This window comes from Arcicella aurantiaca (assembly GCF_003148625.1).
GTDB classification, from domain to species: Bacteria; Bacteroidota; Bacteroidia; order Cytophagales; family Spirosomataceae; genus Arcicella; species Arcicella aurantiaca.
The window spans coordinates 143,378-158,185 of record NZ_QGGO01000011.1; the positions used below are offsets into that span (position 1 = coordinate 143,378).

Below are 14,808 nucleotides of genomic sequence, written 5' to 3' on the forward strand. Positions count from 1 at the left end.
TATTTATTTTCCAATTGCCAACAAAATCAGTATCCCTAAGCCCACGATAATACGGTAAATTCCGAAGTATTTGAAGCCATATTTATTCAAAACACTAATGAAAAATTTGATGGCTAAAACCGCTACGATAAAAGCTACAACGTTTCCAATTCCTAACAATTTAATTTGTTCTCCCGAAATGCTACCTTCTTCTTTGATAAATTTCAAAAGTTTATAACCTGTTGCCGCAGCCATTGTGGGTACTGCTAAGAAAAACGAAAATTCAGCAGCAAGGCTTCTGGTTAATCGTTGTTGCATTCCACCAATAATTGTGGCAGCACTACGGCTCAATCCTGGGAACATTACGGCTAAGCATTGATAACAACCAATTTTGATAGCAGTAAGATTATTAATTTCTGGCTCTTCGTGAATAATTGGGTTTTTAAACCATTTATCAACAAAAAGAAGAATGATACCACCGATAAGTAAAACGGTAGCGATAAAAGCTGGATTACCTAAGTGTTCATCAATTAAATCGTCAAAAAGTTTTCCAAAAATTAGTGCTGGAACAACTGCTAAAAGCAATTTTACATAAAATTGCCATTTAGAAAAATCAAAAAACTTTTTCCAATATAATGCCACAACGGCTAAAATTGCTCCTAATTGAATACATACTTCAAATAATTTAGTGAATTTATCATCTTCAATTCCAAGAAATGAACTCATTAAAACCATGTGTCCAGTTGATGAAATAGGTAGAAATTCGGTAATTCCTTCGATAATGGCAAGGAGGATAGCTTGTATAATTGACATTTTATATGTTTTAGAGTTTTGGGGTATTATTCTACAATAATTTTCTGACTGTAAAGTTCTTGATTGCTACTGATTATAACAAGATAAATGCCTTTTTTCAATGAAGAAACATCTAATAATAGATTTTGTTGCTTGGTTATTTTATGTTCAAAATAGTTTCTACCTGCAATATCTATCAATGAAACAGTTCCATTGAATAGTTCGTAGAAAACGATATTTAACTTATCTTGGGTTGGATTGGGAAAGATATTGAAAATCTTACTTTCTTCATTTTGATTACCTAAAATACTTAAAGTTTTTGTCAGTGCTGTTGTCAATGGAGATGCTGAAATAGCACTTGTGGCTTTCATTCGATAGGTATAAGATGAATTCCTCTTCAATTTTGAGTCGGTATAATTTAATAAACTATCCGTTTCTAATATTTTTTGAAAACTTGTATCATCTTGTCCTTGACGTTCCAGAACGTATTTTGAAGCATTCGTGATTTTCTTCCAATTTATCTTGATACTTTCATGCGTGATATTCTCAAAACTTAATTCTGGAGCAGTTAAAATATCAGGCGTTTTGACGGTAATTTCAATTGTTTCAGATTCACTTAAGTCAGAAAATGCTTTTAATCTGTATGTATAAGTGGTGTTTGGTTTTAAATCTTTTTCAATTAACTCTAAAACTGAATTGTCATATTTACCCAAAGTCTTGAATTCTTCATTTGTGGCTTTCCTCTCAATTTTATATGATTTTGCATTAGTAACTGCCGTCCAATTCAACTTTATCGAGTTGTTATAAATAATGGTAGAAGTCATTGTGGTTTTTGTCAATAATGAAGGCGTTGTGATTTCAACTTCTTTGTATGACGATTCTGTTTTATTTCCAATGGCTTTGATTCGATAGGCGAATAATGTTGATGGCAAAAGTAATGAGTCTGTTAATTGTTGAACTTTAGACGATACCTGAGTCAATGTTTTATAAAGTCCATTTATTTTTTTCTCAATAAGATATTCAGTTGCATCTGGGACAGATGACCAGTTTAATTGTATTTTGTTAAAATATAAAACCGATGCTTGGAGCGTTGGAGTACTAAGAATATTTGGTGTTTTTAAAGAAACTTGTCCTGAGAAAATCGGAGATTTTGAAGACGAAATTTGATAAAAATAAGTGGTATTAGGTAATAAAGTAGTGTCTTTGTATGAATAATTATCACCACTTACTTTCCCAATTGGAAGCCAATTTGAATTTAGTGAAGTTTTTCTTTCAATATTAAAAAACTCAATTGTACTTGTTGGTTTCGTTACGGTTTGCCATTTAATCGTTGCTGAGTTATAGAAATTGACATTACCTTCCACGATAAGTGCATAAGGGTTATCAGAGGTTTTTAGTTTTAGATTGGCATAATTCGATTCGTTATTATCAGAATATGCTTTGAGGCGATAAGTATAATTAGTACCAAGTGTTAGTGAAGTATCGGTAAATGTATTTTGATTGACGCCGAGATTTATGAGCAATTGAATGCTCGTAGTGTCATTTGTAAGAAATCTCTCCAATGTATAGCCTTTTATGTTCGCTATGCTATTCCATTTTAGTTTTACTTGTTTTCCTTCATTACTAACTTGTTCTAATGTTAATGATTCAAAAGATTGGTAGGGTGAAATTTTTAAATGGTGAAAAGCAAATGCTCTCATTCCATCTGTATTTTTCATAAATAATCCTTTATAAATCCAAGGGGCTTCGTGTAAGATAAACGAACCACCCGAATACGGATAAATTGAAGGAAGATATTTGATAGTTGTGTCGTTTGTAGGTACAGGCTCTTTCAATTTAAGAATGATTTTATTTCCCTCTGCCTTGCCAGAAGCAACCCTTTTCCATTCTTTATTGACGTAGAAAAAATCTTTTAAACTGTAAGTCCCAGTGCCACCACCAATGTTTGGTAAAATGGTATCTTGTGGATAAACCATTTGCTGACCATCCTCAAATGCTAAGGTGATTTCAGTGCGATTGGGTGAAGAGAAGAATATTTTTTGAATGTTGGGCGACATTATTTTTTTTCTCTGATTATAAAAATCTCTTCCAATAATTGTTCCTAACTCATCACCAATTTGCATATAGCCATCTAATCCAAAATGCCATCCATTCCAACCAGAAGCACCCATTGGAGCATAAGTGGTAATTTTAGGATATATTTTACCTAATTGACGCATATAGTCTCGGAGTTCGCCAACTTCATCGTTGTATTCTCCTGCTCCAAAAAGTGGTAATTGAAACGAATAAATTTTATTCACCGAAGGCAAATCTTTTAGCCAAAATTTGTACAATTCATCAAAATAAACCTTCCATAGAGATGGTACTTGTACGGCATCAGTTTCGCCTTGCCAGTAAAAAAGCCCTTTTATATTGTCGGCAATACCTGCTTCACGAGCAAAATAAATAAGTCGTCCGTAATGGCTATTAATATCAGCGGGATTTTGTGGATTACGGTCCGATAGCGTTTTGATATTGGCACCAGAAGTTGAGGCATTTATAACGCAAGTTGGAATTCCGTATCGTTCAACGATATTTTTTTGTAATCGCATCCCCCATTCACCAACAATGAATTGTTCACCATCAAATCCACCTGTAAAACCACTATTGGAAAATCCCCACTCATAGCCTTGTTGGTAAGAACCAAAACCGTAAGTTCTACAAAATTCATTTTTGTATTCATAGACTTCTTCCCACGCTCTGGCATTTGATTGTCCGTAAATAAGATAGGCATCTCCAGCTACAATATTTTTCCGTGCCACCATCAATACAGAATCTTTTCCTGCTTGACTTGCATAAATTTCAAAGTCATATTCTGCCAATTCAGCATTGATAACTGGTTTTAAAGAAAATGTGCCGACTTTTCCTGTGGAATCATACTGATAATAACTTCGCTGATAGCTGAAAGCTTTTTGATTTCGTTTTACAACGACAGAAAGATATGACCAATTTCCTACCTCAATTTTTCCATTTATTGGGACGATAGCTTGATTTTGAGAATTTCGAGTATAGAGTTGGTAGTTTTTAGGGAGTTGGTCAAAAGATATAGAATAGAATCTTTGACTGAAGGTTTGGGTGTAAGTACCTAAAAGTAATAATGCTATAAAAAAGTGTTTCATAGAATAAATGTCGTCTAAATTGAAACACAAATTTACAGCATTAAAACCCTATTTAGGTGATTTAGTGATTATTAATCAATTATAACTTAGTTTTTGGATTTTTATACGAGCATTGAGAAGAATTTACAAACTCTTTTCCAACACAGCTTTCCAATCAGCATATATTTCTTTATAAGTATCAGATTTTGAAGTTTCTGGTTCAATTGTTCCAATTTTTTCCATATTAACAAAAGCCTCTTTTGGATTAGAGAAGTACGAATTGCCAATTCCTGCACCTAATGCAGCTCCTTTTGCACCATCAGTATCATACAATTCAACGCCCACACCTGTTACATTTACAAGTGATTGTGAGAAAATATCACTCAAAAACATATTGGCTTTTCCTGCACGAATGACAGAGGGTTTGGTACCGTTTTCTGCCATAATATCCATGCCATATTTCAAAGAAAAGGCAATTCCTTCTTGTGCTGCACGAATAATGTGTGCATTGGTATGAACGTTAAAATTGATGCCTTGTAAAACCGAACCAACTGTTTTATTTTCTAAAACTCGTTCTGCTCCATTGCCAAAAGGTAAAATCCTAAGTCCGTTTGCTCCTTCACTAATTTTACCTGCTAAAGCGTTCATTTCTTGGTAACTCAAACCGCTTGCTACATTGTCACGCACCCAACGATTCAAAATTCCTGTTCCATTAATACAAAGCAAAGTTCCCAATCTGTTTTGGTTATTTAATTGGTGGTTTACGTGTGCAAAGGTATTTACACGAGATTTTGGGTCGTAGCTAACTTTATCTGAAACCGAATAAATTACACCCGAAGTTCCTGCCGTAGCCGCCACTTCGCCGGGGTCTAAGACATTGAGTGATAAGGCATTATTGGGTTGGTCGCCTGCTTTGTAAGTTACAGGTGTTCCTGCTTGTAAGCCTAATAAATCCGCCATAGAGCTATTTAGCCCTCCATGATTTGAGAAGACAGGACGAACTTCTGGCAAAATATTAGCAGAAAAACCATAATGTTTCATTACATCAGCAGAAATACCGTTTGTCTGAAAATCCCAAAAAATCCCTTCTGATAATGAAGAATTAGAACTCGTGATTTCTCCTGTTAATTTCATCGAAATAAAATCTCCAGGAAGCATAATTTTGTAAACTGAACCATAAACTTTAGGCTCATTTTCCTTAACCCAAGCTAATTTTGATGCGGTAAAATTACCCGGAGAATTTAATAAATGAGATAGACATTGTTCTGCTCCAATAGCTTGAAAGGCTTTATTGCCAATTTCTACGGCACGACTATCACACCAAATAATAGATGGACGCAAAACGCTTAGATTTCTATCAACCATTACTAATCCGTGCATTTGGTAAGAAATCCCAATTGCTTTGATGTCTTTTGGATTATATTTTCCTGTTGCGTTACAACGTTGAATGGCATTTTTGACACAGTCCCACCACATTTCGGGGTCTTGTTCTGCCCAACCGTCTTTTGGTGAAGAAATGGTGTTTTCAACATCTGGATATTGTGCTGAAGAAACTAATTTACCTGTTGAGCCATCAACCACAGATGCCTTGATGGAAGAAGTGCCTAAGTCTAAGCCTAAAAGTAGCATTGAATAACGTTTTGAATGTTTTTGTATGACACAAATGTATAAGAAAATAGCGAATTGTTCTATACAGTTCTATGTTTAATTTTGTAGATTAATTTGTATGTTTGTGAGATTTATGAAACTGAAAAAACATAGATTCATTTATCAATCAGTAAATTTGAAATTCAATAGCCATTATTTTATTTTCTGAATATCGGAAAATTTCGTGGGAACAAATCAGAGAATAGAATGCTTAAATTAGAAAATATTACGCATAAATATCAAGAGAAAAGTGCAGTTAATGATATTTCTTTAGAAGTACAATCAGGCGAGATTTTGGCAATAGTAGGAGAGAGTGGCTCTGGAAAAACAACTTTGTTAAATATAGTTTCTGGAAATATTACGCCCGAAAGCGGTACGTTAAGCGTGGATAATGAGGTGATTGATATTTATTTTAATCGCTTAATTCGGGATTTGCCAAATATTAAACTTGTACCACAAGATTATAGATTAAAACCAGATTACTCGATTTATGAAAATATAGACCTTGCTCTTACCCAATATACTCACGAATACAGACGTGAGCGTGTAAATGAGTTACTTGTTTTGTGTGGAATTGCAGAAATCAAAAATAAAAAACCCCGTGAAGTTTCGGGAGGAGAAAAACAAAGAACCGCCATTGCACGGTCTATCGCTGAAGAACCTTTAGTTTTATTGTTAGATGAGCCTTTTAGTAATTTAGATTCAATAAATCGGACACATTTACGCTCAAAAATTGTAGAAATTATTCGTCAAGAAGAGATAGCTTGTATTTTGGTTACGCACGATTTACTTGATGCTTTTTTGGTAGCGGATAGAATCGCCATCATGAAAAAAGGAGAAATCTTAATGGTTGATACGCCATTAAATATTTTCCAAGAAACTGAAAGTCAATACATTAAAGAGTTTGTAAGTAGTGCCATTCAGCCAATTCGAGACTTTATGAAAGGTTTTGGCAAAGATATGAACTTTGATGTTTGATGATTGGAATTATCGTTTTTCTTCTTTTACATCAATTCCTTTTCTGGAAGAATATTTGGAACGGTCGAGCAAATAAACATCAAGAATTGCTTTTGGACGAGCCAAATATTCTCGAAGATAAGTTTTGTAACCCGTTGGCACATCTTGTGCAGCAAAGGCTACTGCATCAACGCCAAGTTCGTTGGCTAAAAACAAGGCTCTTGCATTGTGAGTTGGTTGTGAAATAATAGTAAATTTTTGCTGATTAAATACTTCTTTACAGCGAATAATTGAATCGTAAGTTCTGAAACCTGCAAAGTCTAAAGTCATTACATTCTCGGGAACTCCTAACGACATTAGAGCTTTTTTCATATCGTTGGGTTCATTATAAAAAACCGAATCATGATTGCCGCTTAATATCAAAAATTTTACTTTTCCTTCTTTGTATAAGCGTGCGGCGGCTTCCATTCGGTATTTGAAAAACATATTTTCTTTCCCTCCAAGTATCGCTTTACTTGTTCCCAAAACTAATCCTACATCGTTTGAAGGCATTTTTTGTAGGTTGTAGAAGTTGTTTTTTTCTGTTGAAAGCACAATCCAAATATTTGCCAACAAAACACCCAATAGCAAAAAGAAACTTAATGCTATTAAACCTTTGATGGAGTTTTTAATATATCTCATCCATTCAAATGGTTGTTCTATTGATATTTCGAATGTGTTTTTCATTCATTATTTTTTATACAGAGATTATTTAGTTGAGTAAACTAACTAACCTCTGTATTTGGAAGGCTATCTAAAATAAACCTAATTGTTCTCCTGTACCTACGTCGGTCAATTCTGGAAAATCGATTTCTTCTGGTTCTATCAATTTTTTAGGTAGTTCAATTTCCACGACATTTTCAGTATTTTCTGACGTTTCAACTTGTTCAATCTCCACAACTCTTGGTTCTAATGGCTTGATTGACTGAACTTTGAATGTTGTTAATTTTGCTCCCATAGCTTTCCAACCTCTAATGTCTGTCAATTCATCAAGATTGATTTCTTCAACAATGGCAGGCGAAGAATTATCTTTTTTATAAGACAACTCAATTCTTGGATAAACATCTACTGACGCTAAGGTTAGTTTTGAGCCTTTCTCATCCGAAATAAACAAAAACTTCTTGTCAATTGTAGTGGTTTCTATCCTGAAACGCTTTGCATAGTACAATTTAGAACCTCCGTCGTAATAAACTGCCGTAATGATACTGTCAGGGATAAATTTGGTAAGTACCATTATATCCTTTATTTCATAACGATTTGTAAGTTCAAAGTTGGTTAACTCATACTGTCCATCGTTGTAAATTACTAAGATATTATCTTTTGCATCGAAATTGCCTAAATATTTTCCGTGTTCGTCTCGGTTTAATCTTCCAACATTTTCATCATAATAAATATCAACGCCTCCTAAAGTTGACACTCCCGCAGATTTTTGTATGATTTTTCTAACTGGATATTTTGTCAAAACGTTACCCATTGAATCACGACCTTTGATAAGTAAGGTTTTGAAATCGTATTCAAATTGTTTAACTCTGGCAGTACACGAAGCCGTTAAATTCACTTGTATTGTTTCTGCTTCTCCGTTTTCGTTGGCAGTAAAATATAGAATTTTAGACTTTGGATTACCTGCTGTTAAATCATATTCACGGTCACGAGTTACAGCAGTTACTTTAAATCTTTTAACATAAGAAACGCCCGATTTTGCATCAAAATATACTAAATTATATACTTTTCTATCATCATTTTTCTTGAAAACTGAAACGTAAATAATATCTTTTCCGACAAATACTTTTTCTTGAACTTTGGTAACCATACACTTTCCATCTTGACGGAAAATGATAATATCGTCAATGTCAGAACAGTCCATTACAAATTCTTCTTTCTTCAAACCATAACCAATAAATCCGCCAACACGGTCAACGTATAATTTTTGATTATTGGCAGCCACAACTGCGGCTGAAATGGTATTGAAGTTGCGAATTTCAGTTTTTCGTTCACGACCTTTCCCGTGTTTCTTCAAAATCTCTTTGAAATATTCAATTGAATAACGGATTATATTGGCAAGATTATCAAGCACTTCTGCTAATTCATCCTGCAAACGTTTCATCAATTCATCTGCTTTGAAGGCATCAAATTTAGAAATTCGTTTAATTCTAATTTCTAATAATCTTAAAATGTCTTCTTCTAATATTTCACGATAGAAATCTGGTTTGTAGGGTTCTAAGCCTTTATCAACCGTTGCAATTACATCCTCAAAGGTTTCGCATTCTTCAATCTGACGGTAAATTCTATTTTCGATGAATATTTTTTCAAGTGAACTGAAAAGCAATTTTTCCATCAATTCATCTCTGCGAATTTCCAATTCTCTCTCCAACAAACGAACGGTTTGTTGAGTACAAGTCTTGAGAATATCAGAAACGCCAACAAAATGTGGTTTGTCTGCAATGATAACACAAGCATTTGGCGAAATTGAAATTTCACAATCTGTAAAAGCATAAAGTGCATCAATGGTTACGTCTGGTGATACGCCTGTTGCTAATTGAACTTGTATTTCTACATCTTTTGCAGTATTGTCAATTACCTTTTTGATTTTGATTTTTCCTGCATCATTTGCTTTAATGATAGATTCAATCAAATTGGTTGTGGTAGTTGAAAAAGGAATATCTTTAATGATTAGCGTCTTTTTATCGAACTCTTCAATTTTTGCTCTTACTCTAATTTTTCCACCACGTTGTCCGTCTTGATAGTTAGAAACATCAACAAAACCACCCGTCAGAAAGTCAGGATATAGCTCAAATGGTTTATTTTTTAAGATAGAGATAGATGCTTCGATGAGTTCAACGAAGTTATGAGGCATAATTTTGGTTGAAAGACCAACCGCAATTCCTTCAACTCCATGAGCTAATAAAAGAGGAAATTTGACAGGCAGAGAAACGGGTTCTTTTTTTCTCCCGTCATAAGATAACTGCCACTCAGTAGTTTGCGGGTTAAAAATTACGTCTAAAGCAAATTTTGATAAACGTACTTCAATATAACGTGCGGCGGCTGCACCATCGCCAGTACGATAGTCTCCCCAGTTTCCTTGACAGTCAAATACTAAATCTTTTTGACCCAAGTTTACCATTGCATCATTAATAGAAGCGTCTCCATGCGGGTGATATTGCATGGTTTGCCCAATCACGTTGGCGGCTTTGTTGAAGCGACCATCGTCCATTTCTTTTAGGGCATGAAGAATACGGCGTTGAACAGGTTTTAATCCGTCTTCAACCGCAGGTACGGCACGCTCAAGAATTACATAAGAAGCATACTCTAAGAACCAGTTTTCATATAGACCAGCTACGGCAACTTGTTCTTGCAGAGCGTCTTTTGAGGTTAAATCGACATTATTTTCTTCTAAATTTTCAGGCAGGTTTTCGTTTTCCATCGACTATTTTATTCCTTCTTTTTGTTTGGTTCGTAAGTGGCTTTGTTCTTTTTGAATTTATTAAACTTTGCTTTAAAAAAGTTTTTAAAAATCTCTCTTAAAACAATAAATTCATCTATTTGACACAATAAGACCCTAATTTACGCAAAAAATACGAATGAAAAAAGCTGAAAAACCTAAACATCAGTGATTCTGAATTTTATACTTTGTGGGGTAGTAAATGAAATGATTATTATTTTTTTGTAAAATTCCAATTGTGTAATCATTCGCAGGCATGGCGTCTGTCATAATGGTAGTATAAAAACCATTGTTAAAATATTGCCCTGTTTTTAGTAGATTTTTCTTCTTGTTTTTGAGGTGGGTTGTTGCCCAAACGAATAGATTTTGCTTTGATTTAAAAATCAAAAATACGTCGCCTGTATATGGTAAATTACTATTTTGAAGATGATAAATTGGACGATAATTTGAGCCTGCAATACTGAAGGTAACGGATGAATCTTTTTGAATATTAATTGGAATATCTAAGGCATTTGGAGCGGTTAAATTATCAAGATTCTTAATAGCGGAACTCAATGGGCTTTCAGGAAATACACTTATACTATCTTTAAATGATTGCTTTAAAATATCTGAAATATTAGCATTAAAAGATTTATCATTGACCAATGAAATACCATTGTGTTGATAATTAACGGCGTCAGCTTCTTGAATATCTCTTTGATAGGAAAGTGCCTCTAATTTGGTGTACCAAGCAAAGCAATTATACATAATCCCGAATCCTAAGAAAATAATTCCCAAAATTTCAGTTACTTTTTTAGGACTAATTACTAAAATTGAAAGATATAATAACATTAAAGTAATCACGGAATTGTGCAAATATCTATTTGGAAACCCTGCTTCGATTGAACTCCAAGAACGACTTAATGCTACTAATCCAGAAGTAATTGTAAAAAAGGCAAATATGGCTAAAATAAATAATTTTTCTCTCGAAATTTCAGTGCCAGATTTTAATTTTTTTTTCTTGAAAAATATACTCCAAAGAAAATTGAAATTTAAGATAAAGAGTGAGCCGAAAATTATTAATCCAGTTAAAATAGCGATATAAAGTCCTAAATTCGATTTGAAAAACTCTCGTAAGAAACTGCCCCAAAATCCTCCAAAACAACCAATTAATTGCAATGGATTGCTTAAGCTTCCTATAATATTTGAGTTTTGAGCTGTGTAGTATCCTAAAAAATAAGCAACGCTTATTATCAATATCAATAAGCACCAAATGATTAATTCCTTATACCTTTCTTGAATAAATAACAATACTGCTACAACTCCCAAAGCAAATAATCCATTGCCATGCGTAAAGGTGAGTATTAAAGCAAAAATAATAGAAATCCAGAAGTGTTTGGGAGAAAAATAAACGATACTATAAAATAAAAGCATCGACCAGAAAATATTTCCTACTTGCTGTAATATTGAAATTGTCCAATAAAAATTTTGATAAGAAGATGGTTGGAAAATGAATAATACAATTGGAAGAGCATACCAAATGGGTAAGTTGATTTTCTTTATTATTTTGTAGAAAAAAACAAAAATGCCAAGATAATAAAGAGCAGAAAGTGCATTCAAAATTTTCCAATCGATATGTCCTTGAATGTAATAATCTAAAAGAACTATCAGTCGTGGAAATACAATTCTGTGTTCATTGTGCAGATTCCAAAGAGCTTTAAGTTTTTCGGAAATACTTAATGAATTATCTTGAGTAAGTGTAACATATCTCAGTAAGTGAAAGTCATCTTCAAAAAAGAAATTATAGGCAAAATGATAGCAAGCAATATAAAATAAACCAATTATTATAACAATTGCTATACCTGATAAAACGTTTAGATATGAGTTAAGTTTAGTGTGTGTCATTATACAATTTAACCAATTTTGTAGCGAAACTTCAGACTACAAAACTAATTGATAGGGAGAATTTGATAACTTAAAAATGGGCTAATTTATTTAACGGAGTTTATTTGGTGGCTTCTATGATAATTAAAAGCTCTGAAATCATCATCGCAGTTGCTCCCCAAACAGTATGTTCTTGAATATTATAAAAAGGTGCATCTACTTCTACTCCTCTGACATTTAGTGTTTTACGACTAATGATTTGAGGGTTTGTGATTTCTGATAATGGAATTTCAACTACTTTATCGACTTCTCTTGGGTCTGGATAAAAATCTGGTTTATGATTGATATAACCAATTACGGGTTGAACATAAAAGTTTGATGGAGGAATGAATAACTTAGTCAATTGTCCCAAAACTTTTACATCGGTGAGCCTTACGCCAATTTCTTCTTGGGCTTCTCTCATGGCGGTTCTTATCAAATTTTCATCTTCTTTTTCGGCTCTTCCTCCAGGAAATGCCATTTGCCCACCATGAACTCCATCATATTCGGGGCGGAGGATTAATGGCAAAAATATCTGATTTTCTGAGGGATAAAATAATATAAGCACAGCACTTTCACGTGTCCTTTCGTTTGGAGAGGGCATTTTAAATTTTAACCTCGACTCTGATGCCATTTTTTCATGGGCTACTCTTCCGGGAAGCGGCTCTTTAAGTCGGGCGGTTAGTTTTTCTATAAATGAGTTAAAGTGCTTCATACATTCAAACGGTTAAGTTTTTCTTTTAGGTAAACTCCCTAAAAAATCATACCTCAACAATAAAATTCTACTAATTTTTCGGCACAACGTTCGCCATCCATTGCTGCTGACATGATGCCACCTGCATAACCTGCTCCTTCACCACATGGAAAAAGGCGTTTTACCTCAAGGTGTTCTAAACTATCTCTGTCTCTTGGTATTCTTACAGGCGACGACGTTCTGCTCTCGATACCAATTATTTGAGCTTGATTTGAAGAATAATTTCTCATTTTTTGCCCAAATTGTTTCAAGCCATCTTGTAATGGTCTTGCGATGAAATCAGGCAAAACCGCACTCATATCCGAAGAAAGTAATCCGGGTTGATACGAAGTTTCTAATAAATTTCTTGAAACTTTATTCTTGATAAAATCATCAACCAATTGAGCAGGAGCCGTTTGTCCACCGCCTGCCATTCTGCAAGCTTTTTGTTCTAATTCCTTTTGTAATTGTAAACCTGCTAATGCTCCAAACTGTTTATAAGGTTGTAAATCTACCTCATTGATGGCTACTACCATGCCCGAATTGGCAAATTTAGAATCTCTACGAGAAGGTGACATTCCATTTACTACCAATTCTCCGGGAGCTGTTGCGGAAGGAACAATAAAACCACCTGGACACATACAAAATGAGAAAACGCCTCTTTGAATACCTTTGAAAAATGTTTGTCCAACCAAACTATATGATGCGGCAGGTAAATATTTACCTCTCTCTGGACGATGATATTGTAACGAATCAATCAAATTTTGTTGATGTTCAATCCGAACACCCATTGCATAAGGTTTTGCTTCAATCAATACATCTCGTTTTTGGCATAATTCAAAAATATCTCTTGCCGAATGTCCAGTAGCTAAAATAACTCCTAAGCCTGATATTTCATCACCATTTTCTAAGATAACACCTTTAATTTCTTTATTTTGAAGAATAAAATCGGTCACTTTTGTATTAAAATGTACTTCTCCACCTGCCGATAAAATACTCTCTCGTAATTCAGCAACTAATTGAGGTAATTTATTTGTCCCAATATGAGGATGGGCATCTACTAAAATTTCTTCTGTTGCTCCATGAGCTACAAATATTTCTTGCACTCGACGAATATCGCCACGTTTTTTACTTCTGGTATATAATTTACCGTCGGAATACGTACCTGCACCGCCTTCGCCAAAACAATAATTTGATTCTGGATTGACGATATGGTCTTTATTGATGGCAGCTAAATCTCTTCTTCTTGTTCTAACATCTTTCCCCCGTTCAATTAAAATTGGTTTTACCCCCAATTCAATTAAACGTAATGCTGCAAATAAACCCGCTGGTCCAGCCCCAACAATAATGGCTTGTTTTGCCTTTGATACATCTTGATAGTTTTTCTGAAAAGCAATTACTGGAGTTGGCGTTTCATCGACAAATACTTCTGCCGATACATTTACCTTAACTTGTCGCCCACGTGCATCTATTGACCGTTTTAATGGACGAATGAAGGCAGGAGCTTCTTCCGTTAAACTAAGAAGTTTGTGAATGTGTTGCTTGAAATTTTGTTGGTCAAAAGCAATTTCGGGTTCTAAAACGAGCGATAATTCTTTGTGCATAATGAGTAACACAGACTTTAGTCTGTACAAAAATTAAATAAACAGACTAAAGTCTGTGTTACTAAAACTATTTCAATGGTAAGAAAACCATATTTACAGGGATTTCTGTATTATTGTATTTTATATTATTTCTCAAAATCATTTTTTGTTTTGATAACTCAATCACGCCAAATGTTCCTTTGAAACCTTGAATATTGATGTCTAATTTTGTATCACTTTCAGAAAGCCCCCAAGTACCATAAGCAGCAGGTTGTTTTGAGATTTTGTCGTAAGAACGAACAGTGCCAGTGTTTTCAAAAATATAAGTTAACTGATTAATAAATTTGGCATCACCAGCAAACAAAGCAGGGTCAATAGGTGTATTATCAGCAGTTGTAAAACCGTCAACCACCCATTCCGTTGATTTTATGGCTTCGGTTTTGTTAACGGCTGGGTCAGTAGAGGAATCTTTAGCACATGAAAAAATACCAAGACTTAGTATGAGAATAATTAATAATTTCGTGCGTGTCATTTCGTTATGGAGTTATAATATCGAGCTATAAAATTATCCGATTTTCATTAAATCGTCGGATAATTAAC

The 14,808-nt window shown here is 34.1% G+C and carries 10 protein-coding genes; 1 reads left to right on the forward strand and 9 read right to left on the reverse strand.

The genetic code is table 11. From position 1 onward, the window contains the following. Positions 1-3 precede the first annotated feature (3 nt). The 3 genes from LV89_RS12155 to LV89_RS12165 all read right to left on the reverse strand — a co-directional run bounded on the left by LV89_RS12155 (position 4) and on the right by LV89_RS12165 (position 5,537). Positions 4-792, reverse strand: coding sequence for an undecaprenyl-diphosphate phosphatase (locus LV89_RS12155; protein ID WP_109743166.1), 789 nt, complete (start codon positions 790-792; stop codon positions 4-6). Between the two features lie 26 nt (positions 793-818). Further along, positions 819-3,929 (reverse strand): T9SS type A sorting domain-containing protein, encoded by a 3,111-nt coding sequence (locus LV89_RS12160; RefSeq protein ID WP_109743167.1) that lies wholly within the window; start codon positions 3,927-3,929, stop codon positions 819-821. A gap of 123 nt (positions 3,930-4,052) precedes the next feature. Further along, on the reverse strand, positions 4,053-5,537 hold the full coding sequence (locus LV89_RS12165; protein ID WP_109743168.1) for a xylulokinase: 1,485 nt from the start codon (positions 5,535-5,537) through the stop codon (positions 4,053-4,055). A 225-nt stretch (positions 5,538-5,762) separates the two neighbouring features. Here LV89_RS12165 and LV89_RS12170 point away from each other — a divergent pair, with 225 nt between their 5' ends. Further along, positions 5,763-6,533, forward strand: a complete 771-nt coding sequence (locus tag LV89_RS12170; RefSeq protein ID WP_109743169.1) for an ABC transporter ATP-binding protein — start codon at positions 5,763-5,765, stop codon at positions 6,531-6,533. Between the two features lie 9 nt (positions 6,534-6,542). On the opposite strand, the gene LV89_RS12175 is transcribed toward LV89_RS12170, so the two are convergent. The 6 genes from LV89_RS12175 to LV89_RS12200 form a co-directional block, all read right to left on the reverse strand. Further along, entirely contained in the window at positions 6,543-7,238 is a 696-nt protein-coding gene (locus LV89_RS12175) for a SanA/YdcF family protein (protein ID WP_211321199.1), read from the reverse strand. A gap of 67 nt (positions 7,239-7,305) precedes the next feature. Continuing rightward, a complete protein-coding gene (locus tag LV89_RS12180; protein ID WP_109743170.1) occupies positions 7,306-9,972 on the reverse strand; it encodes a DNA gyrase/topoisomerase IV subunit A in 2,667 nt (888 codons plus the stop codon). Between the two features lie 183 nt (positions 9,973-10,155). Then, on the reverse strand, positions 10,156-11,874 hold the full coding sequence (locus tag LV89_RS12185) for a hypothetical protein (RefSeq protein WP_109743171.1): 1,719 nt from the start codon (positions 11,872-11,874) through the stop codon (positions 10,156-10,158). Between the two features lie 100 nt (positions 11,875-11,974). Then, the gene (locus tag LV89_RS12190) at positions 11,975-12,607 is read right to left on the reverse strand and encodes an NUDIX hydrolase (protein WP_109743172.1); all 633 of its coding nucleotides are present in this window, start codon (positions 12,605-12,607) and stop codon (positions 11,975-11,977) included. A 53-nt stretch (positions 12,608-12,660) separates the two neighbouring features. Then, positions 12,661-14,229 (reverse strand): NAD(P)/FAD-dependent oxidoreductase, encoded by a 1,569-nt coding sequence (locus LV89_RS12195; RefSeq protein WP_109743173.1) that lies wholly within the window; start codon positions 14,227-14,229, stop codon positions 12,661-12,663. A gap of 67 nt (positions 14,230-14,296) precedes the next feature. Then, positions 14,297-14,740, reverse strand: coding sequence for a hypothetical protein (locus LV89_RS12200; RefSeq protein WP_109743174.1), 444 nt, complete (start codon positions 14,738-14,740; stop codon positions 14,297-14,299). Positions 14,741-14,808 lie beyond the last annotated feature (68 nt).